Annotated in this window: 19 protein-coding genes, 10 tRNA genes and 1 riboswitch; of the genes, 16 read left to right on the forward strand and 13 right to left on the reverse strand. The window is 47.7% G+C overall.

Annotated elements, in window-relative coordinates:
• The 9 genes from JUF10_RS10330 (at position 1) to JUF10_RS10370 (ending at position 869) form a co-directional block, all read left to right on the forward strand.
• Positions 1–73, forward strand: a tRNA-Glu gene (locus JUF10_RS10330).
• A gap of 4 nt (positions 74–77) precedes the next feature.
• Positions 78–150, forward strand: a tRNA-Val gene (locus tag JUF10_RS10335).
• A gap of 20 nt (positions 151–170) precedes the next feature.
• Positions 171–244: transfer RNA gene (locus tag JUF10_RS10340), tRNA-Asp, on the forward strand.
• A gap of 55 nt (positions 245–299) precedes the next feature.
• Positions 300–372, forward strand: a tRNA-Phe gene (locus JUF10_RS10345).
• A gap of 5 nt (positions 373–377) precedes the next feature.
• Positions 378–460: transfer RNA gene (locus JUF10_RS10350), tRNA-Tyr, on the forward strand.
• Positions 461–465: 5 nt separating this feature from the next.
• A tRNA-Trp gene (locus tag JUF10_RS10355) sits at positions 466–536 on the forward strand.
• 14 nt (positions 537–550) lie between these two features.
• Positions 551–623: transfer RNA gene (locus JUF10_RS10360), tRNA-His, on the forward strand.
• Between the two features lie 58 nt (positions 624–681).
• A tRNA-Cys gene (locus JUF10_RS10365) sits at positions 682–752 on the forward strand.
• Positions 753–784: 32 nt separating this feature from the next.
• Positions 785–869, forward strand: a tRNA-Leu gene (locus JUF10_RS10370).
• Between the two features lie 1578 nt (positions 870–2447).
• Here JUF10_RS10370 and JUF10_RS10375 read toward each other — a convergent pair.
• Both JUF10_RS10375 and JUF10_RS10380 read right to left on the reverse strand, forming a co-directional pair.
• Positions 2448–3017 carry a matrixin family metalloprotease gene (locus JUF10_RS10375; protein ID WP_203642101.1) on the reverse strand — a complete coding sequence of 190 codons (570 nt, stop codon included), beginning with the start codon at positions 3015–3017 and terminating at the stop codon, positions 2448–2450.
• A 389-nt stretch (positions 3018–3406) separates the two neighbouring features.
• Positions 3407–3727 (reverse strand): heavy metal-binding domain-containing protein, encoded by a 321-nt coding sequence (locus JUF10_RS10380; protein WP_203642102.1) that lies wholly within the window; start codon positions 3725–3727, stop codon positions 3407–3409.
• Positions 3728–4043: 316 nt separating this feature from the next.
• On the opposite strand from JUF10_RS10380, the gene JUF10_RS10385 reads away from it, so the two are divergent.
• Positions 4044–4643 (forward strand): hypothetical protein, encoded by a 600-nt coding sequence (locus tag JUF10_RS10385; protein ID WP_203642103.1) that lies wholly within the window; start codon positions 4044–4046, stop codon positions 4641–4643.
• 84 nt (positions 4644–4727) lie between these two features.
• Here the strand turns inward: JUF10_RS10385 and JUF10_RS10390 are convergent, their stop codons facing one another.
• Both JUF10_RS10390 and JUF10_RS10395 read right to left on the reverse strand, forming a co-directional pair.
• Positions 4728–5069 carry a hypothetical protein gene (locus tag JUF10_RS10390; protein WP_203642104.1) on the reverse strand — a complete coding sequence of 114 codons (342 nt, stop codon included), beginning with the start codon at positions 5067–5069 and terminating at the stop codon, positions 4728–4730.
• Between the two features lie 105 nt (positions 5070–5174).
• Complete coding sequence (locus tag JUF10_RS10395; protein WP_203642105.1) at positions 5175–5879, reverse strand: hypothetical protein; 705 nt, start codon at positions 5877–5879, stop codon at positions 5175–5177.
• A gap of 131 nt (positions 5880–6010) precedes the next feature.
• Positions 6011–6129: riboswitch (SMK box riboswitch) on the forward strand.
• Here JUF10_RS10395 and metK point away from each other — a divergent pair.
• The 3 genes from metK (at position 6127) to JUF10_RS10410 (ending at position 9382) form a co-directional block, all read left to right on the forward strand.
• The gene (gene metK / locus JUF10_RS10400; protein WP_203642106.1) at positions 6127–7314 is read left to right on the forward strand and encodes a methionine adenosyltransferase; all 1188 of its coding nucleotides are present in this window, start codon (positions 6127–6129) and stop codon (positions 7312–7314) included. Its footprint overlaps the riboswitch before it by 3 nt.
• Before the next feature lie 195 nt (positions 7315–7509).
• Complete coding sequence (locus tag JUF10_RS10405; RefSeq protein ID WP_203642107.1) at positions 7510–8991, forward strand: MDR family MFS transporter; 1482 nt, start codon at positions 7510–7512, stop codon at positions 8989–8991.
• Positions 8992–9058: 67 nt separating this feature from the next.
• Positions 9059–9382: a DUF960 domain-containing protein gene (locus tag JUF10_RS10410; protein WP_048735747.1), complete on the forward strand. Its 324-nt coding sequence runs from the start codon at positions 9059–9061 to the stop codon at positions 9380–9382.
• A gap of 463 nt (positions 9383–9845) precedes the next feature.
• On the opposite strand, the gene JUF10_RS10415 is transcribed toward JUF10_RS10410, so the two are convergent.
• Positions 9846–10616: a Cof-type HAD-IIB family hydrolase gene (locus JUF10_RS10415; protein ID WP_203642108.1), complete on the reverse strand. Its 771-nt coding sequence runs from the start codon at positions 10614–10616 to the stop codon at positions 9846–9848.
• Between the two features lie 190 nt (positions 10617–10806).
• Between JUF10_RS10415 and JUF10_RS10420 the strand changes: the two genes are divergently transcribed.
• Positions 10807–11454, forward strand: a complete 648-nt coding sequence (locus JUF10_RS10420; RefSeq protein ID WP_203642109.1) for a deoxynucleoside kinase — start codon at positions 10807–10809, stop codon at positions 11452–11454.
• 130 nt (positions 11455–11584) lie between these two features.
• Here JUF10_RS10420 and pgmB read toward each other — a convergent pair whose 3' ends face one another.
• The 3 genes from pgmB to JUF10_RS10435 form a co-directional block, all read right to left on the reverse strand.
• Positions 11585–12256, reverse strand: a complete 672-nt coding sequence (gene pgmB, locus JUF10_RS10425) for a beta-phosphoglucomutase (protein WP_048735750.1) — start codon at positions 12254–12256, stop codon at positions 11585–11587.
• A gap of 12 nt (positions 12257–12268) precedes the next feature.
• Positions 12269–14983: a glycoside hydrolase family 65 protein gene (locus JUF10_RS10430; RefSeq protein ID WP_203642110.1), complete on the reverse strand. Its 2715-nt coding sequence runs from the start codon at positions 14981–14983 to the stop codon at positions 12269–12271.
• 326 nt (positions 14984–15309) lie between these two features.
• Positions 15310–16269, reverse strand: coding sequence for a 2-hydroxyacid dehydrogenase family protein (locus JUF10_RS10435; protein WP_203642111.1), 960 nt, complete (start codon positions 16267–16269; stop codon positions 15310–15312).
• Positions 16270–16417: 148 nt separating this feature from the next.
• Here JUF10_RS10435 and JUF10_RS10440 point away from each other — a divergent pair, with 148 nt between their 5' ends.
• Both JUF10_RS10440 and JUF10_RS10445 read left to right on the forward strand, forming a co-directional pair.
• Positions 16418–16624, forward strand: coding sequence for a hypothetical protein (locus tag JUF10_RS10440; RefSeq protein ID WP_203642112.1), 207 nt, complete (start codon positions 16418–16420; stop codon positions 16622–16624).
• Between the two features lie 848 nt (positions 16625–17472).
• Positions 17473–18174 carry a CPBP family intramembrane glutamic endopeptidase gene (locus tag JUF10_RS10445; RefSeq protein WP_203642113.1) on the forward strand — a complete coding sequence of 234 codons (702 nt, stop codon included), beginning with the start codon at positions 17473–17475 and terminating at the stop codon, positions 18172–18174.
• Here the strand turns inward: JUF10_RS10445 and JUF10_RS10450 are convergent.
• From JUF10_RS10450 to JUF10_RS10470, 5 genes are all read right to left on the reverse strand, one after another.
• Positions 18171–19025, reverse strand: a complete 855-nt coding sequence (locus JUF10_RS10450) for an alpha/beta hydrolase fold domain-containing protein (protein WP_203642114.1) — start codon at positions 19023–19025, stop codon at positions 18171–18173. The two genes, JUF10_RS10445 and JUF10_RS10450, sit on opposite strands and share 4 nt — an antisense overlap.
• A gap of 148 nt (positions 19026–19173) precedes the next feature.
• Positions 19174–19653, reverse strand: coding sequence for a MarR family winged helix-turn-helix transcriptional regulator (locus JUF10_RS10455; protein ID WP_203642115.1), 480 nt, complete (start codon positions 19651–19653; stop codon positions 19174–19176).
• A 925-nt stretch (positions 19654–20578) separates the two neighbouring features.
• Positions 20579–20662: transfer RNA gene (locus JUF10_RS10460), tRNA-Leu, on the reverse strand.
• 52 nt (positions 20663–20714) lie between these two features.
• Positions 20715–21008, reverse strand: coding sequence for a heavy metal-binding domain-containing protein (locus tag JUF10_RS10465; protein WP_203642116.1), 294 nt, complete (start codon positions 21006–21008; stop codon positions 20715–20717).
• Positions 21009–21026: 18 nt separating this feature from the next.
• The gene (locus JUF10_RS10470) at positions 21027–21527 is read right to left on the reverse strand and encodes a VanZ family protein (protein ID WP_203642117.1); all 501 of its coding nucleotides are present in this window, start codon (positions 21525–21527) and stop codon (positions 21027–21029) included.
• Between the last annotated feature and the right edge of the window lie 12 nt (positions 21528–21539).

Genomic DNA, 21539 nt, shown 5'->3' on the forward strand with positions numbered 1-21539 from the left:
GACCCGTTGGTCAAGTGGTTTAAGACACCGCCCTTTCACGGCGGTAACATGGGTTCGAATCCCGTACGGGTCATTTTGGAGGATTAGCTCAGTTGGGAGAGCGTCTGCCTTACAAGCAGAGGGTCACAGGTTCGAGCCCTGTATCCTCCATCGTAACATAACTTTATTATGGTCTGTTGGTCTAGTTGGTTAGGACGCCTCCCTGTCACGGAGGAGATCACGAGTTCGAGTCTCGTACAGACCGTTGTTATGTTATTAACAATTTAATACACAACAAACATATTACATGAATGGTATATGGCTCGGTAGCTCAGTCGGTAGAGCAATGGATTGAAGCTCCATGTGTCGGCGGTTCGATTCCGTCCCGCGCCATTTATGGTGGGGTAGCGAAGTCTGGCTAAACGCGGCGGACTGTAAATCCGCTCCTTCGGGTTCGGTGGTTCGAATCCACTCCCCACCATTCATAGGGATATAGTTTAAAGGTAGAACTACGGTCTCCAAAACCGTCGGTGTGGGTTCAATTCCTACTATCCCTGTTTGTAATGTGATGGCGGTATTGGTGAAGTGGTTAACACACCGGATTGTGGTTCCGGCACGCGTGGGTTCGATTCCCACATACCGCCCTAGATTGGGGCATTTGATTTATTTCGACTGGTCCAGTCAGATTGGATAGACGATTATGGTGGTATAGCCAAGTGGTAAGGCAGAGGTCTGCAAAACCTTCATCGTCGGTTCAAATCCGATTACCACCTTTGACTTGGGTATATCCAATCAATATTTTTTTGCCGGAGTGGCGGAACTGGCAGACGCGCTGGACTCAAAATCCAGTGACCGTTGAGGTCGTGTGGGTTCGAACCCCACCTCCGGTATAAGAAGCTTCATCTCGGAAGTCATCACAGTAGGTGGTGGCTTTTTTGTTATGTAGATTTTTAGCGGAGCAATCGTTGCTTTAACTGGTAACTGACGAGTGCTAGATGGCTACCTGAGAACCGCTTGTTGGCAATTACGAACACCCATAGCTGAAAAAAATTAGTGCCAGCAGGTGTGTGGGCAGCTGCACTTGATAATAGTTGGCAATAGAAACACTAGATAGCAGCCTGTCATCTTGAAACACGGAGAGGAGCTGACATCCTCACAAGCCGAGGATGTCAGCTCCTCATTATCTAAGATCACTAGTTATTTGCGATGATTGCAGAAGAAAATCCTTAAAAATTTGCTATCGCTTATGCTATTTATGCGATTGCTTCACAGAAAATTCTATCGACAATGCTACCCAGCAGGGACAACTGGTTCTAGTAAACAGCCTTTAAATCAATTTAAGATAAATTGAGAGATAGGCAATGGAATGCATAAGCCAATTGGTCGGATTCCCAGTTTACTTGGGGACATAGATGTTTCGATGTAGCGATATTCATTTGAATTCTGTGTGTCAGAAGCTCTGCATTCAAATTTATCGAAAAAATTTTTGTTGATGATGGTCATAAGTACCTTTCCGTTATATAAATTTTTAAATCTAGTGGTTGCTTGATGAGTGGCTGTTAGGATCTGAAGGGGCGTTTGGGAAAGGGGAGCGGTAAAGATACATATAGACAGTCTACCGAGGAAACTAGACCTACTAGCCTATTAGATTATAGCGTATGGAGCGGACATCCTAAAGCACGTGGATGTCCGCTTCTTTTCTTATACAGATATTGAGTTTTTTGGATGATTGACGATATAGAGAAATATAATACTTTACTACCTCCGCTAAAGGAACGCTGCCAGCTGCAGGGAACTAGAATTTCAATCTCAGTCTGAAATTAGGGGAGATGTATCAGTCATACTAGCCACAGAATAACGGATATGACTAATTGCTATAATATGGCATTCAAGGGGTTACCTCCATAATACGCCTAGATGTATTCATCTTTCTTAACCTTATAGCGGTAATCGTTGTTTCAGGCAATCTGAAATGGGTGATCTCAAAAGCAAGGGAGCTAATTGAATAGAATTTTCAAGTAGCAGTCTGTTCACCATGATTTTACCGTCTAACTGGGTGCTAGTCACGTACGTGTGGGTGTTGACCGGGAAAAGTGAATACGTATACGATGTAACGCCGCAGTTGCTTAGAGGCCAATAGAAGGGCTTATACAGATTTGCTACCTCTACCTGCAGTTGGTGCAATTGGACCTCAAGCAGCGTTCTAGTCATCCATAGCGTAATTACCCTAGCAAGTATGTAACGCGGGCTAAACAGGACTATATTTGATTTGTAGCTGTTCTGGAAGTATTGGAGGGAATCATAACCGTTGGCACTTGCAAGTTACACGAGTCCGGTTTGTATGAATCTAATCACTATACCGGAGGAGGGGTTCGACCGCATACCTCCGCAACGGTCAATAGAAAAAAGAGTAAATTAAAAACCCCAGCCGGGCAAGCTAGGGTTTTGCAGGTATTTGTTAGTTTTTTTTAATCTTGATAGGCGTCTTGTAAACCGACTTTATCTTGGTAGTCGATTGAAGCGTACCGATCTGATGCGTACATAACGCTGGATTCATCAGCGGAATGGCTTAAGCCTAAGGCATGGCCAATTTCGTGGGTTGCAACGTTGGTCCGTTGATTCTTCGTGTAACCGTACTTAGTTAAGAGGCTCCGGTTTAAAGTTGACTTGGCAGAAACGATTTGGTTATTGTCGTCACCCTTCTTTAAGTAAGAGTAATTGGTGTAACCAGCAAGCTTGCCGCTCTTAGTGCTGAGGGAAGCGGAAGAGGTCAACGTGATGTCAGCCTTTTCGCCGCTCTTAGCAGCTTTTAATTGAACAACGCCAACTTTGTTCCAACGCTTAACGGCGTTTTTCCAAACACTCTTGTAATAGGAAGAAGTCTTACTAGTTTGGTAAGTAATAGTGGTGTCTTTCCAACTGCCCCATGAAGGAGTTGGTTTACTAGCGGATGCTAAGATCGTGGTGCTGAAGCTTGCTAAGACAATGGCCATAGTGGCGATGATTAAGACTGCCCATTTTGTGATTTTTGCTAACATTTTGAAATACCTGCTTTCTGAAATTCCGAATGATCAACATTTAAGTTGTTCGCTATCTTATTGACTATGGTTAGTATAAAACGAGTTGCTAATTGGTTGGTTGGTCACATCTACTAGTGTGGACAGTTTCTGGGGGACAAAATTGTTAATGTGGACATAAAATAGCCCCTTATAGTTGATAAGCCGCGAAAACCGTTACACATTGGCAGTTGTGGCCATACTGTTAACTCCGTAAAACGGTGCGAATTCCACGAAATTTGAGCAAAAAAAAAGACCACTCTGATTGTGTTGGTATCGAAAACAATCAGGGTGGTCCTTTAATGACGCTATTTAGATGACAGATGTGTTACGAACGTTACAGGGGTAAACGAGCCGCATTTACCATTAATTTACTTAAATTTGACAGCGGTTCCATAAGCTGCTACAGATTGCATATCAGTTCCGATTGATCCGGAATCAAAGCGCATCATTACGACGGCATCTGCTCCCATATCTGCGGCATTTTGACGTAAACGGTCGACGGCAATATTGCGGGCCTCATCGAGCATCTTGGTGTAATCGCGAATTTCGCCCCCAACGACGTTCTTTAAGGAAGCCCCGATATTCCGCAGAACGTTCTTAGATTGTGTTGTTAACCCGAAGACCTCACCAATTACTTCGTATTCTTGACCAGGGATGTGTTCAGTAGTAGTGACTAAAATAGTTGCCATGAAAATTCCTCCTCCGTTGATTACCTTCAATATACCGTGGCTGACCGGCTAACACAAGTTTGGTAAATACTTTTCTGTGGAAGTTTGGTCGATATTGCCACGTGACTCACAGACTTACTGCATAATGGGTAGAGTTTTGGCTAAGTATGCAGGTAATGAGCAGGGATTCTGTATAATATTGAAAAATAAATAAGCGAGATGGTATTAATCAAATTAAATTAAAACAATTAGCAGTATCAATTTGATTGGTGGCATGTTATGGTTGGTCATACGGACGCTTGCTCACAGAGCTTTCGATAGAAAGGGGACACCTAACATGTCCAATGAACAAACGAGTCAAGAAGAACCCGAAGAACAAGCGTCCGATTTCCACCCGGAGTTACAGCCATTTGATGCGCAACAAAAAGAGTTGATCAGTCATTATTTGTTTTCACGGACGGCGTATGGCTTAGCTGCGGCGACCCTTGAAAATAATTTGAACGTGCCGTTAGATCATTATCAGCAGAAACGTCTGTTTTACCGAGATATTAGTGATTTAGCCCATTTTCGGCGTAATTTTTTTGACAGTGTAGGTAGTTTTCTTCAGTATTCATTCGAGACAACATATCAACTCGAAGTCTGGGACCGACAGTTCCATAGTAAATACGACTATTCGCAATCAGAGCTCCGCCAAGCGGGCCTCTGCACGGTTAAAATGGGAACGGCAGTGGAGACGATAACGTATGGGAAACTCGGCTTTAAAGTGCGTCGCTCATTTGAGATTGAACATGAGCACCTCTTTGGGACCAAGAGTCAGTTCTACGTTGCGGGGAAGCAAGTCCCTTGGGTAGATGGTCTAATGCTTTTACAGCGTCAATTAAAGGAACACACACTTTGGTTGAAAGGGTTCATTTTAAAGATTGAAGATTTCACATAAGCATGATGCGTAACGATATCCCTTTAACACGCCGGGGGGTATTTACATAGAAAAAAGCCCAACCACAGGGTGTGATTGGACCGGTTACTTGGCAAGTGACTGTGTGAGCAGGGGGACCAGCTGACGGACTGTCGGCTGCACGTTGCCCCGGAGAATGTCGGTGTGACTAACGGCAATAACGTTACCATTACTGCTCAGGTGTTGGCGTAAACGTAAAATTTGTGCGTCCACCACATAGATATTTTTAGAATCGACGGTTAAGTCCCAGTGATGTTCGGCTTGCACCGTTACTGCCGGGAGCTTGAGGGCAACTGCTAAGTTTTGACAAAAGTGATTAATTAGGGCGGCGTCGACGATCGAGTTACCAGTCAACACGGGTTGATATTTCCCGCTTAAGATGTCACCAATCACTTTGATTTCCGTCATGTTGGTTCCTCCATTATTAGATGATGCCTCATTTTAGCACGGAAACTAGGGGTGAGACGTCACTTCACTTGGAGCTTAGCGAAACTTTAAAAGATGATGTTAGGTTTAGAGAATCAGGTAGCCAACTAACAATTGAATAAAACCGGACGTGATCAACCGGTAGTGGTCGTTCAAATGTTGTACTAACCACCAATGGGCGGCAACGAGGAGAATCACCACGATTAATTTCCAGGAGAAGGATAACGTTAATAAGGAAAGAATAAAAATTGCTGGGGTAATCAAGGTGAACCGCCAATCGCGCTCGCCAGTCAGGTAGTAAGGCTCAAAGAAGGCGAGGTAACTGGCCATGAATGGGATGAGCGGCAGTAAGAATTGTAGGGCGAGGTAGTGGTTCCGTAAGAAAAATAGGATGACAGGAATGCCACAGCCAGCCAGAAAGCTAAAGACCACTAAGCCGTAAGCGGATTGTAGGCCTAGTTGCGGGATACACGCGAGCACTAAGAAAACACAAATCAGGAGCGCAAATATTTGAATCAAATGTTCCTGAGGTGCGGCCAAAAAGCCCATCGTGCCAGCGGCAACTACCAGAATTGGTCCAATTCGCGATTGAAAATGACGTACGAGGATCAAAAAATAACCAGCAGCTAAAAAAATACCGTATACAATAAGATAGAATTTAACCCCACCGGCTAGTGGTGTCCCGGTGGACGCCGTCGAACCGGCGATCCACCAGAGAATATTTTGGCAGAAGGTGAACACGAAAAGCTGTTGCACCGTGCGGTTTTTAAAGAAGGCCATGAGTGTGGTCATGGAATCGCTCCATTTCAACTGTTTATTGTGTGTTGCCTTTAATCTTAATAATTATCTGGCGATTGGTCAATGTTTCTTTCAGAAATACTGGGGAGCTTTCTTTATAGTTTTGCAAAACTGTGTTAGAATTCTTAAGTTATGAGTCAATTCCCGATAGGATTCACGAGTCTAGTGAAGCTGCCTTGTAACCGACTGGCGCGAGATTATCGGTCAACTCGTCGTCAACACTATCTAGGGGGAATATCCATTGCAAGAAAGACATTTATTTACTTCGGAATCCGTTTCCGAGGGACATCCCGATAAGATTGCTGATCAAATTAGTGATGCCATCTTAGACGCGATGCTGCGCCAAGATCCAGATTCACGGGTTGCCTGTGAAACTTCTGTAACTACTGGTCTCGTTCTGGTCTTTGGTGAAATTTCAACCAAAGCCTACGTCGACATTCAAAAAGTGGTGCGTCAGACCATCAAAGAAATCGGCTATACGGATGGCCAATACGGGTTTGATGGCGACAACTGTGCCGTTCTCGTTGCCATCGATGAACAATCACCAGATATTGCGCAAGGGGTCGATGATTCCTTGGAAACGCGTGAAGGTGACGAGGATCCATTGGATAAGATTGGTGCGGGTGACCAAGGGTTGATGTTCGGCTATGCCGTTAACGAGACGCCTGAACTAATGCCACTCCCAATCGAACTGAGTCATGCCTTAATGCGGCGTATCGCCACTTTACGGAAGACCAACGTTATCGACTACCTGCGTCCAGACGCCAAGGCTGAAGTGACGGTGGAATACGATGACAACGAACGACCAGTCCGGGTCGACACTGTTGTGCTGAGTACTCAGCATGATCCAGACGTGACGTTAGACCAAATTCGGCAAGACGTCATTGACCAAGTGATCAAGCCAGTCATCCCAGCAGACTTGTTGGATGACAAGACCAAGTACTTCATCAACCCAACCGGTCGTTTCGTTATCGGTGGTCCCCAAGGGGATGCTGGTTTAACTGGACGGAAGATCATCGTTGATACGTACGGTGGGGCTGCCCATCATGGTGGTGGGGCCTTCTCTGGTAAGGATGCCACCAAGGTGGACCGTTCGGCGAGTTACGCTGCACGGTACATTGCCAAGAACATTGTGGCAGCGGACTTAGCTACCAAGTGTGAAGTGCAGATTGCCTATGCCATTGGGGTTGCAGAACCCGTTTCCGTGTACATCAACACCTTTGGTACCGGAAAAGTTGCTGAGAGCAAGTTGAACGCCGCTGTGCGCGACCTCTTCGACTTACGGCCAGCAGGAATCATCAAAATGTTAGATCTTAAGCGGCCAATTTACAAGCAAACCGCTGCATATGGTCATTTTGGCCGGACGGATATCGACTTACCTTGGGAACATTTAGACAAGGTTGAAGCGTTGAAGGCAGCCGTTAAATAGGACGTTTTCGTTAAAAAGAAGTTGTGGTGGTCCCTAGGGACTGGCACAACTTTTTGTTTTTTTAGGCTAAGTCCTTGCCTTTTGGGAAGAAACCCGTGATAATTGATACATTACTGTTTTATCAGAAATTGGGAAGTAGCAGCAATTGGCTACTTAAATTCGTTGTGTGGCGGGGCCCAACGGCAGGAGGATATTATGTCAAATAAACAAACTAACGTGGGGGTCGTCACGGCAGCCGTTTTCGTTGCCACCTTCATGTCTGCCATTGAGGGGACCATTGTCTCCACCGCCATGCCAACCATCGTCGGGGACCTACACGGGGTCGCCCTCATGAATTGGGTCTTCTCAATCTTTCTACTGACGAGTGCCCTGGCCACACCAATCTACGGCAAGTTGGCCGATACGGTGGGCCGTAAGCTCGTCTTCTTAGTCGGTCTCTTCATCTTCGTGTTAGGGTCGACCTTATCGGGGATGTCGCACAGCATGGAAACATTAATTGCTTGGCGGGCCCTGCAAGGAATCGGTGCCGGGGCCATTATGCCGGTGTCTTTTACAATCTTAGCGGACATCTATCCGGTTGAAAAACGCGCGCGGGTCATGGGCCTGAACGGGTCAGCCTGGGGAATCGCTGCGGTGGTCGCACCCTTATTAGGGGGCTTTATCGTCGATCAACTCAGCTGGCACTGGATTTTCTTCATTAATATTCCCATTGGGATCATTACCATGGCGCTGATTTGGTTTAACTTAAATGAGTCCACTCAGCGCAAGACCTTTACGATGGACTGGGCCGGTTGCCTGTGGCTGTCGGTTGGCTTGTTGGCGTTGATGTTGACCTTCCAGCTCTTGGGCGAGGGCGACTTGAACATGCTGTGGGTCGTCGGTGGCTTAGTCGTGACGGTCGTAGCCTTCTGGCTGTTTCTGCGACGAGAAAAGCGGACGGATGATCCTTTGATTCCGCTGACACTGTTCCGTGATCGAACGTTTGTGATTCAAAATTTGATTGCGGCATTGGTCAGTGGGTTCATCATGGGATTTGAAGTTTATTTGCCTACTTGGACACAGGGACTTCTGGGGCTACGTGCCTCCGAAGCCGGGTTTGCCATCACGCCTAGCTCGTTGATGTGGATCGTGGGATCCTTCATTGCCGGACGCTTAATGGTTCGGCGTTCACCATATCAAATTATCAATATTGCCCTGACACTCATCATCATTGGTGCGGTGACGATGGCCTTGATTCCAGCGACCACACCGTTCTGGTGTTTCTTCGTTATCGCGGCCATTTGTGGGACCGGATTCGGGATTACCATTACCACCACGACCGTGACCGTTCAGAGTCACGTGGCGACCGATGAAATTGGGGTAGCAACTTCCTTTAATACCTTGTCCCGGACGCTGGGACAGACAATTATGGTGTCCATTTTGGGAATCATCATGAACGTGCAGATGGCTAAGGGGGTCGCTAGCCATTCCGGTGCGACGATGGGGATGATGAACAAGTTGATCAATCCGCAGACTGCTAAGAGCTTACCGGCTAAGCTCTTGCCAGAGCTCCACGGTATCTTGTACCAGGGACTGCATTTAATCTTCATCGCTGGCGCACTGCTGATTGTGATTTCGTTCTTAGTGAACTTTTTGGACCGCAAGGATACCCAGCGAATCAGCGATAATCAGGGGTAATTACTCCCGTTTTTCGTATAATTACGTTATAATTATCATTAAATAATCAAAAGTGGAGGCGAGGAAGATGTTTGAGAGTAATCATGCGCGGTATGCCAGTTATGGTACCGTTGCGGCCCTACCAGGCGACATGATCGATGCTGTTTGGCAGATTATTGACCGCGACCTCCAAGGACTGTTTCCGTTAGACAACCTGTTAACGTTTAAGCTCCATGAAAATCAGGGGACAACGACGTTTGAGTACGTTCAAGAAGACGACCAGCAAATGGATCTGCGAGCAGGGTTCGATACCCAGTTTGCGTACACGCCAGAATTGCCGGACACCGTCTTAGCGTATGATGATGGGGATAGTCAGATCATTCTGCTACCATCCGAAACGGCTGAACATTAATTGTGTAAATAAAAAGTAGTTCGGGAATTGTCCTGAACTACTTTTTTTGGTTAAATTAGGCAACCTAGTGCTCCCTTCGCCTGCGCCCATATCTGGCGACCTATTGGCTTACATAGTACGCTTAGACAACGGGGATAATGATTGTAACAGTCGCTATCGATTGAACCGAAAGCGCTAAGTCTCCACGTTTTCCGACCGTTGTCGTGGTAAAACACAGTTAGAGCCGGAGGAGGGCAGGGATGCAGCCAGCCGTGGTAATATTGTGAGCTGGCCAAAGGCTAGCTCACAATATGGGCGACTTTGGAGACACGTGTCCTTCGTGGCTTCAAAGCGAGCGATAAGACTGGTGTTCTTCCAGTCTGAAGCGTCCCCACAGCAGGCGGAATCCCTGACAGCCGGAGTGCGGCCAATTTATACTAATTTAACTGCTAATTGGTTGGCACTATAATTGCCAGAAATTTAATCACTGAATCAGCCCAAAGTGCCGCAACCCGTGAACAATGCCATCGGTCATATTGGTCGTGGTGACGTAAGCCGCCTTATTCTTGGCTTGGAACACACCGTTGCCCATGGCGATGGGGATGTCGACCTCATCGAACATCTGTAGGTCATTGAGGCCATCGCCAAACGCATAGGTCTTCACATCTTGGAGTCCGGCCGTCTTGAGGAGCGTTCGAATCCCAGTCTGCTTGGTGACGCCCATGACCATGGTATCGAGGGCCCGCGGATTATTCCGGACTAAGGTCAGCTGGCCAGCAAATTTGCGCTGGTAGATTTTTTCTTTGTCCCGATTGAAAATATTGAGGAAGTTAATGTCGTGGCTCAAGTACCAGTCGGGGTCAACCACCGCGGGTAACCGCAATAATTTAAAATTATCCTGGGTGTCCTGACTGGACTGACTCAGTCGAAAGCCTTGATTATTAAAGTAGCCAACGGGATCGCCCTGCTGATTGGCAAAGGCAGTGATGGCCTTTAGCGTGGGGCGGGGGATGTTTGCCGCCGCCAGTCGCTGGCCTTGGTACTGCACATAACTCCCGTTAGCACTGACGACCGCATCAATATTTGTGGTGTCCAAGACAGATTGAATCTCAAATATGTTTCTTCCGGTCGCAATAACTGGTAAAATATGATGTTGTTGCATTTCATGAATAGCCGCAACACTTGCTGGCAAAACGTTCTTATTGTCGTCAAACAGCGTTCCGTCCAAATCAAAAAAAACGATTGCGTGATACATAGAATGCCTCCTAGTTCTTATGCTTACAGTTTCATTATACAACAATCTGTTTGGTCCCCGTTTGGATTCGATTAGGTCGCGTTGCACACTGAAAGTTCATGAAATTTGGAGAAATTTTGTCAGTCAGATGTAGTAGTCGGCTATTTTATGGTACACTATATCTTGTATTTTTAATAAAAGAGGGGCTATCATGGTGATAATTACAGCTGGAATGATCGGAGTCGGTAAAACGACTTTAACTGGAAAGATTGCGTCACACCTGGGTACTCAAGCATTTTTTGAACCGGTTGGCGACAACCCGGTGTTGCCACTTTACTACCGGGACCCGAAGCAATATGGCTTCTTACTGCAGATTTACTTTTTGAACAAGCGGTTTAGCATGATCAAACGGGCTCTGGCCGACGACAACAACGTCCTTGACCGTTCCATCTACGAAGATGCGCTCTTCACCCGCGAAAACAACGCCGAAGGTAACATTACCGACACGGAACTCGAGGTCTACTTAAACCTCCTCGACAACATGATGCACGAATTAAATGAACTGCCAAAGAAGGCGCCCGACTTATTAGTTTACGCCGATGCCGACTTTGACACGATCCTTCACCGCATCAAGAAACGTGGTCGCGATTACGAACAATTCGACGACAATCCAGAATTGGAATCCTACTACAAGAAGATGTGGACGGCTTACCAAGGTTGGTTTGCCGACTACGATGTTAGTCCTAAGATCAAGATCGACTTACAAAAGTATGACTTGGATGTTCCTGGCAACACGGAACTCGTTCTGGGCCAAATCGATGACGCTTTGAAAGACTTACGAAGCGACGCCACCGTATAAAAATCGTCATTAAAAATCTCCCCAGTCAGAAATGGCTGTGGGAGATTTTTTTGAGGTTCTGTGTAATTTTTGGCTAAAAGGGTGTTGTGATAACAACTGGAGTGCAACCAGCTATATATCAGTCCGAGTGTTAACCTAACTTCTTTTCAATATTAGCCAGGGTGACTAGACTCGTGTCAGCAAAGACCATATCGGCAGCACCCAATTCGGTTGCGTCGCCAATACCCAAGGAAACCTCGCCAGCCGCGTTGATGGCAGCGACCCCAGCGGCAGCATCTTCGACCCCAATGCATTGTTCTGGTGGCAGGTTGAGGAGTTCAGCGCCCTTGGTGTAGATCTCAGGATCCGGCTTACCCTTCTTCAAGCTAGCTGGATCAACAATCTTTGGGAAGTAGTCAGCCAATTGCAGCTTGCCTAAGACCCGGGGGGCATTCTTCGAAGCGGAGGCCAAAGAGAGTTGATAGCCGTTTGCCCGCAGACTGTCTAAGAAGTCCTTCATGCCAGGTAAGATGTTGGCAGGGGTCATCTTGTCGACTTCGGCCACGTAGTTCGTGTTCTTTTGGGCGGCTAATTTTTCTTTTTCGGCCTCGGTGTAATCATTTTCCTTGCCACCGGCCTTCAAGATCATTTCCAAAGAGTCCATGCGGCTAATGCCCTTTAAGCCGTTGCCGAGCTCCTCACTCCAGGCAACGCCAAGGGAATCGGCTAATTGGTGCCAAGCCGTTCCGTGAAGAATGGACGTATCGGTAATAACGCCGTCCAGGTCGAAAACAAATCCTTTAATATCAGCAAACTTTGTCATGTAAAACACTCCTTAATAGGTAATGGTGGATGAAACGTGTGGTTTTAATGAAACCTGTTGTTGCCCAATTTTGAGGGTCGCTGCGTGGTCGGCCGTGACCGTAACTTGATGATGGTCGATGGCAAATGTATATCGAGTGCCGCGCAGCAGCTGGTTGAAGCGAATGGTTTGCCAAGCTTGTGGCAAGTGGGGAGTGACGGTCAGCTCGGGAGCTAACGCGTCAACACCGGCGTAATACCGGGTGGACATCAGGGTCACAGCACCCATGACGCCGAGGTGGATTCCTTCGGCGGTCGTGCCGCCCTGAATGTCGTAATAGTCGGAAAAAAGCGCTTGCGAGAAGAGTTGCCACGATTGATCCATGTTGCCCGCCATCGCCGTGAGCGCTGCGTAGACGATGCGTGAGAGGGTCGAGCCGTGGGTGGTCCGGTCGAGATAGAATTGGAGATTTTTCAGTAGTGCGGTTTGTGGGAAATGGTAACCCAACTGTTCTAATAAGCCAATAACTGTTGGTGCATCGAAATTATAGAAGGCCATCAGGGCATCGGCTTGCTTAGCGACCTGGTAGGCGTCCGGCGTTTTACCTTCGGCCTTCAAGATGCGATCCATTCGTGAAATGTCGCCGTACTTTTGCCGGTACTTGCGAAAATCGAGTTGGGGCAGCTTGAAGTAGCCTTCGAATTGACCAATGATGTCGTCATCGTTGATATCGAGTTTGAGATGATGACTGATGTCGGCGAACTGCTTCAGTGTTTGTGTCGTCACAGCCGTTTTATGGTCAATGCGCTTAAGTGTGGCGGCGTCCAGGTGTTGGCGAATAACAGCCAACTGATTGAAGACCCAGGTGACCATGAGATTGGTATAGGCGTTGTTGGTCAGCCCCGGCGTATCCGCATTGGGATAATTTTCGTGAAATTCGTCGGGCCCCATGACCTTCGCAATCGAGTAACGGTGATCAGACGGATCTAGTTGGGCCTTGCTCAACCAAAATTTGGAAATTTCTTGGACCATTTCCAAACCATACTTGGCCATGAAATCCTGGTCGCCAGTGATGCGGCAGTACATGATCACGTTGTAGGCAATGGCTAACGACACGTGGCGTTGCAGTGAAGAGTAGTCGGGATCCCAGGTGTTGGTCAGGGGATTGAGGTGGACGACTTGCGATTGCTCATCGCCAACCTCACCGGACTGCCAAGGAAACATGGCGCCGGCATAACCTGCGTTCTGCGCATTCTTCTTCGCTGCTGGGAGCCGCCGGTAACGGTACATCAGGAGGGCTCTTGCCAGCCGCGGGTCATGGAGCGCATAGATTGGGAGATCGAACATTTCATCCCAGAAAACGTGGCCGCGGTAGGCTTCACCATCGAGCCCCCGCGCGTTGACCGACGCATCGATTTTGCCAGAGGCGATGGCTTGCGAGGCTGTGAACAGGTGGTAGAGATTGACCCGCGTCAATTTTTGCGCGGTCATGTCGCCGGTGATCTGAATGTCGGCATCCGCCCAACGGTGTTGCCAGTAGGCTGTGCTGCTGGACAAGGTATCGTCAAAGCTAGCCTGGCTAAGTTCCGATGTGGCGATCGGTAAGAGGGCACCGGTCGTTTCCCGGTCGGTGAACAGCACCACGTTCTTTTCAAAGGTATAGGTGTGGTTGGGCTGAACATCGACGGACCGCATCTGCCGAACCTGTTGCTCGGCGTTTGGGCGGTTATCGTTCGGCGTGTTCAGCGCTTGTCCGGAACCGGTGAGATGAGAACCAATGGCAAATTTAACAGCCGATGACCGCGTCTGACCCTCAAGAAAGATACTATCGGGTTGCTGACCGGTTCCCGTGACGCGAATGTGGCGTTGGTCAAAGGCACTGTACCGCGCAACGTTGCCGTTGACGACACTGCCGTCGATGGCCGAGTAGACTTGCAGACTGCCCGCAAAGTTAAGCGGGGTGATCTGGTAACGAATGGCCAACCGGTGCCAATCCTTAAAATTAGCCAGCTTTGTCGTTTGGATTCGCAAGGCGTGGCCCGTTGAAAGTTGAACCAACATGGTCGTGGTCAGCGTCCCAGTATGCAGGTCCAGGCTGCGGTAGATGTCTTGAATGTCCGTGGCCTTAACGCGAAACGGATTCTGATGATCGACCCCAAAGGAGAGCGCCTGTGCATTCGGTAAGTTGACGAGGTCCTCGTTGGTGACTTGCCGACCATTTAAATTCGTCGTTAGTTGGTCGTAAAGGCCCGCCGTATACCAGCCAGGATAGTTGTCTTTATCGGCATGCGCTTCGGTATAGGTGCCCCGGAGGCCAAAGAAACCGTTACCAACTGTCAGCATGGCTTCCTGACCGTAATTTCGTTTACCCTGGTATTGGCCGTAATAATCGAGGTGCCAAGACAGGTAGTCGCGCTTGACGGCTAGGGCGTGCTCTAAACCCTGGTCGGCGATGGCCTGTTGACTCACAACGGGGATGTTGAGCATGTTGGCGATGGCTAGGCCAATGTCGATACGCTGGTGATTGATGCCGACGATGGTGTCCGAAAAGGGATAACTTAGGGCATTGTCGACGACGGCCGCATCAACGTCCAAGCCGGCAAGCTTTAAACGTAAATTTTCTAGGTTTTCTCCGATAGTTTGCTCGGGATTGTAAGCAATGATGAATCGCCGTTGGGTAGCCTGGTCGTCCGGATGGTAACTGACCTCTAGTGAATCGTCTAAAACGTGAAGTGTAATAATTTTCAAACTCAATTTTGCTTCCTTTCTGCTAACGATTAGCGTATTCTTTCACTTTCAATCTTAGGCGGCCATTGGCCAATTAGCAATTATTTCCCTTTGAAATTGCTGAACTTATGATAGCACACAATGCCTATATGACGCAATTGCAATCGGTTGCAATTGTTAGCTGAACGTTGCTTGCACGAAAACGCTTACCACCGGGGATGGGCGACTGGATTGTGTAGTGATTTCTAAAATATGGTGGTGATTTTTATTGGCGAATCTTTATTTTTGATGTGGGGACAAAAAAGTCCGGACGATGATCGTTCGGACTTTCGAATAGCGTTTAAGTTCTAGTTGACGATGTATAGTGGGTCGGCACCTTGGTCGACCTTGACGGCGTTGTTGGCCACGATAGCAGCCATGGCATCTCTGGCTTCAACGGTCGCATTACCGACGTGCGGGGTTAAAATGACGTTGTCTAAGGCCTTAAAGCCGTCGTCAACGTTTGGTTCCGCCTCGTAGACGTCCAACGCAGCCCCGGCTAATTGGCCGGACTTTAAGGCGTCTAAGAGGGCCGCTTCGTCAATGACGGGGCCCCGCGCGGCGTTGATCAGGTAAGCGGAGTCCTTCATTGCAGCAAATTCAGCGGCACCGAGTAAATGATGCGTCTGATCGTTTAACGGGCAGTGGAGCGTCAGCACGTCACTCTTTTCAATGACTTCGGCTAATGTGGCATACGTGGCATTGAGGCTCGCTTCAGTGGCAGCAGGCAACGGATGGCGCTGGGTGTAGACGACCTTCATGTCAAAGGCGGCCATGCGTTTGGCAACGGCCTGACCAATTTGCCCCATACCAACGATTCCTAACGTTTTACCGGCTAGTTCATGACCCAAGAAGAAGAGGGGGGACCAGCCAGCAAAGCCCTTGGTCCGCATGAGGCGGTCACCTTCGACCATTCGATGGGCCAACGTAATGATGAGGCCAGTCGTGACTTCGGCGGTCGACGTGGTTGAGACCTTAGGCGTATTAGTGACCGGAATCCCTTTAGTTCGCGCATAAGCGGCATCGATATTGTTGAAACCGGCACCATAGTTGGCAATTAATTTCAAATTCGGATCCGCATCGATCACCTCGCGGTCGACTTGAGTGGACAGTGGTGTGATGAGATAATCCTTACCGACGATTCGCCGTAGTAAGTCTTCTTTGGTGATCAACCCACTACCGGAATAACTTTCAACTTCGAGACCCGCCTGCGTTAAAATGTCCAAGGCGGATTGGGGGATGGGGGCAGTTACTAAAACACTGGTCATGTCTATCACTCCTTCAGTAGAATTCAATTCACACTTCCATTGTAATCGTTTCCAATTAGGAAAGCACCACTTGGGAAGATTAACTTCGAAATTACCCGGTAAACGTGGTAAGATTTGAACAATGAGATGAGACGGAGGCGTGAGGCGAATGAAGAGTGTGGCCCTTATTTTAATGACGATCATGACGGGAATTTTGATTGGCGGTACGCTATGGTTACTCCTAGCAATGGGATTGACGGGCTGGCTCAAGTGGCTGGTCGGCTTTGCCGGGTTTGCCATTGCGACCGGATTGAATCTAGGAATTTTCTGGCTATTATGGCCGAAAACCGGTTTTGCGGATGATGATGACGATTAACTGTGAGAGTTGAGCAGTTTAGCGTTCCCTTCGCCTTACCGGGCGCCAGCTGTGGGCTGGAACGGTACGGACACAACTTGAAACCTCGAAAATGCCGAGTCTACAAGATTGGCATTCTGCTAAGCCAACGGAAAACCACTGTCAGCTAAGCAGAATGACGCGCCTGAGCCCATATCTGGGTCTTTTGTCAACTAGGATGATGACCCCCAAACCGTTATTGATTGGACAGTAAAGTGTAGTGTACGCAAGGCATTTAGCGGTTGTTGTGATAAAGCACAACCAGAGCCGGAGGAGGCCAGGGATGTAGACGGCCGTGGAGGTGGCGTTAGCTGGTGTTTCTTAGCCAGCTTACACCACGGGCAATCTTGAAGACATGTGTTTTTCATGGCTTCAAGTTGAGCGAGAAGCCCGTTTCCCAGGCTGAAGTGTCCCCACAGCAGGCGGAATCTCTGGCAGCCGCAGTGCGACCATTTTAAGCAATCTAGGTTTAGGATTTAACCCTAAAAACAAAAAAAGGGCAAACAAAAAGCCATTACGATAAGTCGCAATGGCCAAAGAGTAAGGTTACAACATAATTGGGGGATTATGTTGTAAAAATTTCATCTACTTTGGGGGAGTAAAATGAAATCTGTCTGTTGAATGAGGACAGAAGCCTCACGCGCAAGCTGAACGTTGGTTCAAACTTGCCCGCAACCATATAGTACCGCATAATGATAAAAAATGCTATTAAAAAATAAATATTTTATAAAACTATTGAAACTAACTTTTATAAAGTAACAATTCGTGGCATTTTCCAGGGTGCTAACGGTTAGTTAAGCGACATTACATAGTGAAAGGAAGATGGATTGATGCAAGGAAAAGTTAAGGTTAACGGTAAGTCTAAACAGTCTTGGCATAGTTTTATAGGGGTACTCTGGCTAATTCTGATGATAATTGTAACGAGTGTTGTTCAAGTTCCCTTGCTTTATATGAAGGGGGGATCACTTGCGCATCAACTCATGTGGGCCGCCCTCTACTTGCTGGGTTTCGTGGTCGCCATTGCGTTGGGCTTCTGGGGCTATCGTCGCGTACATAAAGGCTGGCAACGGTTGGACCGCAAAGATTGGTGGCTGATGGTCAAGGGCTATGGCTTCATCATCGTTAGTGAAATTATTCTCGGCGGTGCCAATAACGTTTTCTATGGTGAAACGAGTACGGCCAACAACGATGCGTTGCATCAGTTGATGGGAAGAAGCTCCCTAACCTTAATTATGTTGAGTCTAACTGCAGTTTTTGCCTCCCCATTTTTGGAAGAACTCACATTTCGTGGCCTGCTTATCGATGGTTGCTTTCCAGCCAAGTGGTTTTGGTTTCCGGTCATTGCCAGTGGGGTAGTCTTTTCGCTGGTTCATATGAGCGACAACGCTATCAGTTGGCTACTCTATGCCGTTATGGGCGGAACCTTCGCTTACGTTTACAAGCGCACTGGGAAGCTACAGAGCACAATCATTCTCCATGGTTTTAATAACCTCATTGCCATGGGCGCGATGCTGAGTACCATGCTGCATTAGGCGTGCCAATCGGCCAAGACGGTCCGGGTAATATCATTGATGGCCTGTTCGTAGGCGCCCGTTTCATTTACAGTGAAGCCATGCAGTGAATTGGGATAGCGACGACAGGTGACTTGGGTACCGGCGGCCACGAGTTCCTGACCAAATGTTTCGGCTTCATTCATCAGTGTGTCGTGGTCGGCCGTTAGGATACTGGTAGCTGGAAATTCCCGTAATTCATCGGCACTGGCGAGGGTCGGCGAGATCAAAGGATTTCCCGGTGCTTGATTTTGCCGATAAAAACGATTAAATAAGCGAGCCGTTTCTGGTGAAATGACGTTAACAGCGCCATCCGGGAACGGCTTTTCTTCTGGGGTCGTGTCCAAGTCCAACACTGGGTAGTCAAGAATCAAGCGTTGGGCGAGGTCCGTTTGTCGGCGCAGGGCGAGCAGTTGGGTACCAATGATCAGGTTCCCACCGGCACTGTGGCCGATGAGGGTGGGGGCTCCGAAGAGCGGGTAACGCTGATGGATCTCTTCGATAACGGTGTAGCTGGCTTCTAGGGGCTGTGGAAATGGATGTTCCGGTGCTAATGGATAATCGACGTCAAAAACGGCGGCGTGCGTCCGATAGCTAAGTTTTTGGCAGAATAGGCGGTCCCAATCGTTAATGGGAAAAATAAAACCGCTACCGTGAAAGTTGATAATCATGTGGTGGGCGGGCATGAGGGGCCAGTGAACATAGACCTTGACCTCGCCAGCAGATGTTGGAATGATGAGTGTTTCTTCCCGATCGATGGCGAACAAGGGCGCTGGTTGGTGACCAGCAACGGCTTGTTGACGCAATTCGCGGGCTTGTGATAAAAGTGACATCAGGAAACCTTCTTTCGTAGGGAAATACTCAAAAATGTGTGACTTATCGTTTGGATTAGTCGTTTGTCACACACATTAAGACCAGTATATAGCTAATGAAACGAAAAAACCGCTCAACCTCACGAATTGGTGAAGTTGAGCGGTCTTTTTAGTCGAAATCATCGACCTTTTTTGTAATTAAACGGTTATCACTGACATGATCAAGTTGTTCCTTAACGGTGACGAGTTCGGTCATCATGGAGTCGATTTCTTTGTTCGTCATTCCCAATAAGGTCTGGCATTGGCCGATGCGTTGATAGACTTCATCACGCTTGGCAGTGGCCATTTCGGTGAGATGGATGAGGACTTGACGTTCGTCGGTTCGGCTACGAACCCGGGTAACCCAGCCTTGTTTCTCTAACCGTTTGAGCAGGGGCGTTAACGTCCCGCTATCGAGCTCGAGGCGGTCACCAAGTTGATGGACGGTCAAAGGCGCGTCCTCCCATAGAACTAACATCGCAATGTATTGTGGATAAGTTAGGCCAAAGGGCGCCAAGGCACTTTGGTAGAAATGATTAAATTTCTTGCTAGCAGAGTAAATGGAGAAACAGAGCTGCTCATCCAGCAAGACAGGAGAAACTTTGGGCATGGCATAGGCCTCCTTTCGTTTACTTTCCAGAGTATTGTATACAATTAAATTGCCGATAGCAAGTGAAACCACTTTGTTGCTTTGCTTAAGGCTAGGCATTTTACAAAGCAAAACTCAATTCACACACACCAGCACGCTAACGTAACATTAAAATAATTATATAGCATGTCGATAGGTAACTTCAATGATTATTGATAAAACAAGTTTTTTGCGCGCTAATTTGATAGCTGGCTAAGTTGAATCCGTGTAGGGGGTGCAAGGGTTTGACGGGCCTTTTAGAATCGAAAAAAATTTTTGGATTTGGCTCCAATTGATAACAGTAGTTGAGAATTAAAACTCGTCAAAATAACGAACAGACGCCAGAATGACAAGGATTACAGCAAGATTAATCCTAACCAGTTTAATCAATAGTAGGAGAAAAAATGGTCCACAAACGTTGATTGACGATGTCAAAGCATTTAAACGGTTATGGCGGTTACATATCAGGCGATAAGTAAAAGGGTGAATTAATTGCGAACAATTAAACTTAAGTATAGCAAATTTAGCACAAAATAAAAGCATATTCAACTGAAATACTCTGTAAAACGTTGCCATTACAAGCCGTAGTTGGCAAAAACACTTGGCTAAGGAATGAAGAATGGGTGAGTGATTTAGAAAATGATTAACCGGTTAATCTGAAGAAACGAGAGATACAACTATCTTACTGGGATGCGTGAATGCTAGACATTATCTGGATAGTGTGCGTAAATTGACTGATAATTAGTAGGTCGTGGTCCCTAATTTCGAGAAAATCGATTGTGAAAGTCACAGGTCGATTTATGGAATATAAAGTCGTGAAAAATGAGATGAACCGTTTGACTAGGCCACTGGACACAAAAAAATAGGAACCTCGCAAATACGAAGTTCCTATATCAGTTATTCATGATGCCCCGAGCAGGATTCGAACCTGTACTTGATCACTCAAACAGCGACCTGAACGCTGCGCGTCTGCCAGTTCCGCCATCGGGGCAACTCAACAACAAATAATATATTACACTAAATCTGTATAAATGGGAACCCCTTTATTCAGATTTTTTTTGATTTGGGAATTTTATTGCTGTGCCGTACCCGTGAACGACCAAAAACTTAGGGGCAACGTTCATGCGCACGACCTCGGTGTTAAAACGAACATCAATTAATCCGTCGGCACCAGACGCCTGTGCTTGCTTCATTAAATCTTGTTTGACCTCATCAAATAGACCATCGAATAAGGAAAATTCATCCGGTTTTTCCGAGCGGAGCATGGTGTGCGCCGTTGCGGTTAAGATGCCTTGAATGGCATGTGAGCGGTTTAAACCGCCAGTTGTCATGAACATTGTGACTTCCTCCTCAATTTAACTTAACCACCGAAAGTGGCGTTGTAATCCCCACACGCAAGCCGCTCCAATGACGACGCCCAAGCAGTTGGTCAACACATCGTTGATGTCGACCCAGCGACCGAGGTGCACGCAGGCATTGAAAATCGCTTGACCCGTTTCCAACGTTAATCCCGTTGCCAGTCCTGCCAGTAACCAACGCCGCCAGCGACTCTGCGACCAGTTGAATTGCAGCAACATCCCCTGGGGAACCGTCATGGCAATGTTTGCCCAGAAGGACAGGTCGATGCTGGCCCGTTGGAGGGGAACCAGTACCCAGGTGCCACCCGCCCATTCGAAGGACGAGATGGCGCCAACACTATTGCCGAGCGTAATCGTAATGGGGGTCCAGGTGAGAGCATTTAGGCCCCAACATCCGAGCCACCACCAGACGCGGCGGTAGCGGTGACGGCCTAAATCTTTGAAAATTAGGATGGCCCAAAGCAGGCTGACCAGAATAAAAGGTAGCCATCGTATCATGTCGTGCGCCCC

Source organism: Levilactobacillus andaensis (assembly GCF_016861695.1).
Taxonomy (GTDB): domain Bacteria; phylum Bacillota; class Bacilli; order Lactobacillales; family Lactobacillaceae; genus Levilactobacillus; species Levilactobacillus andaensis.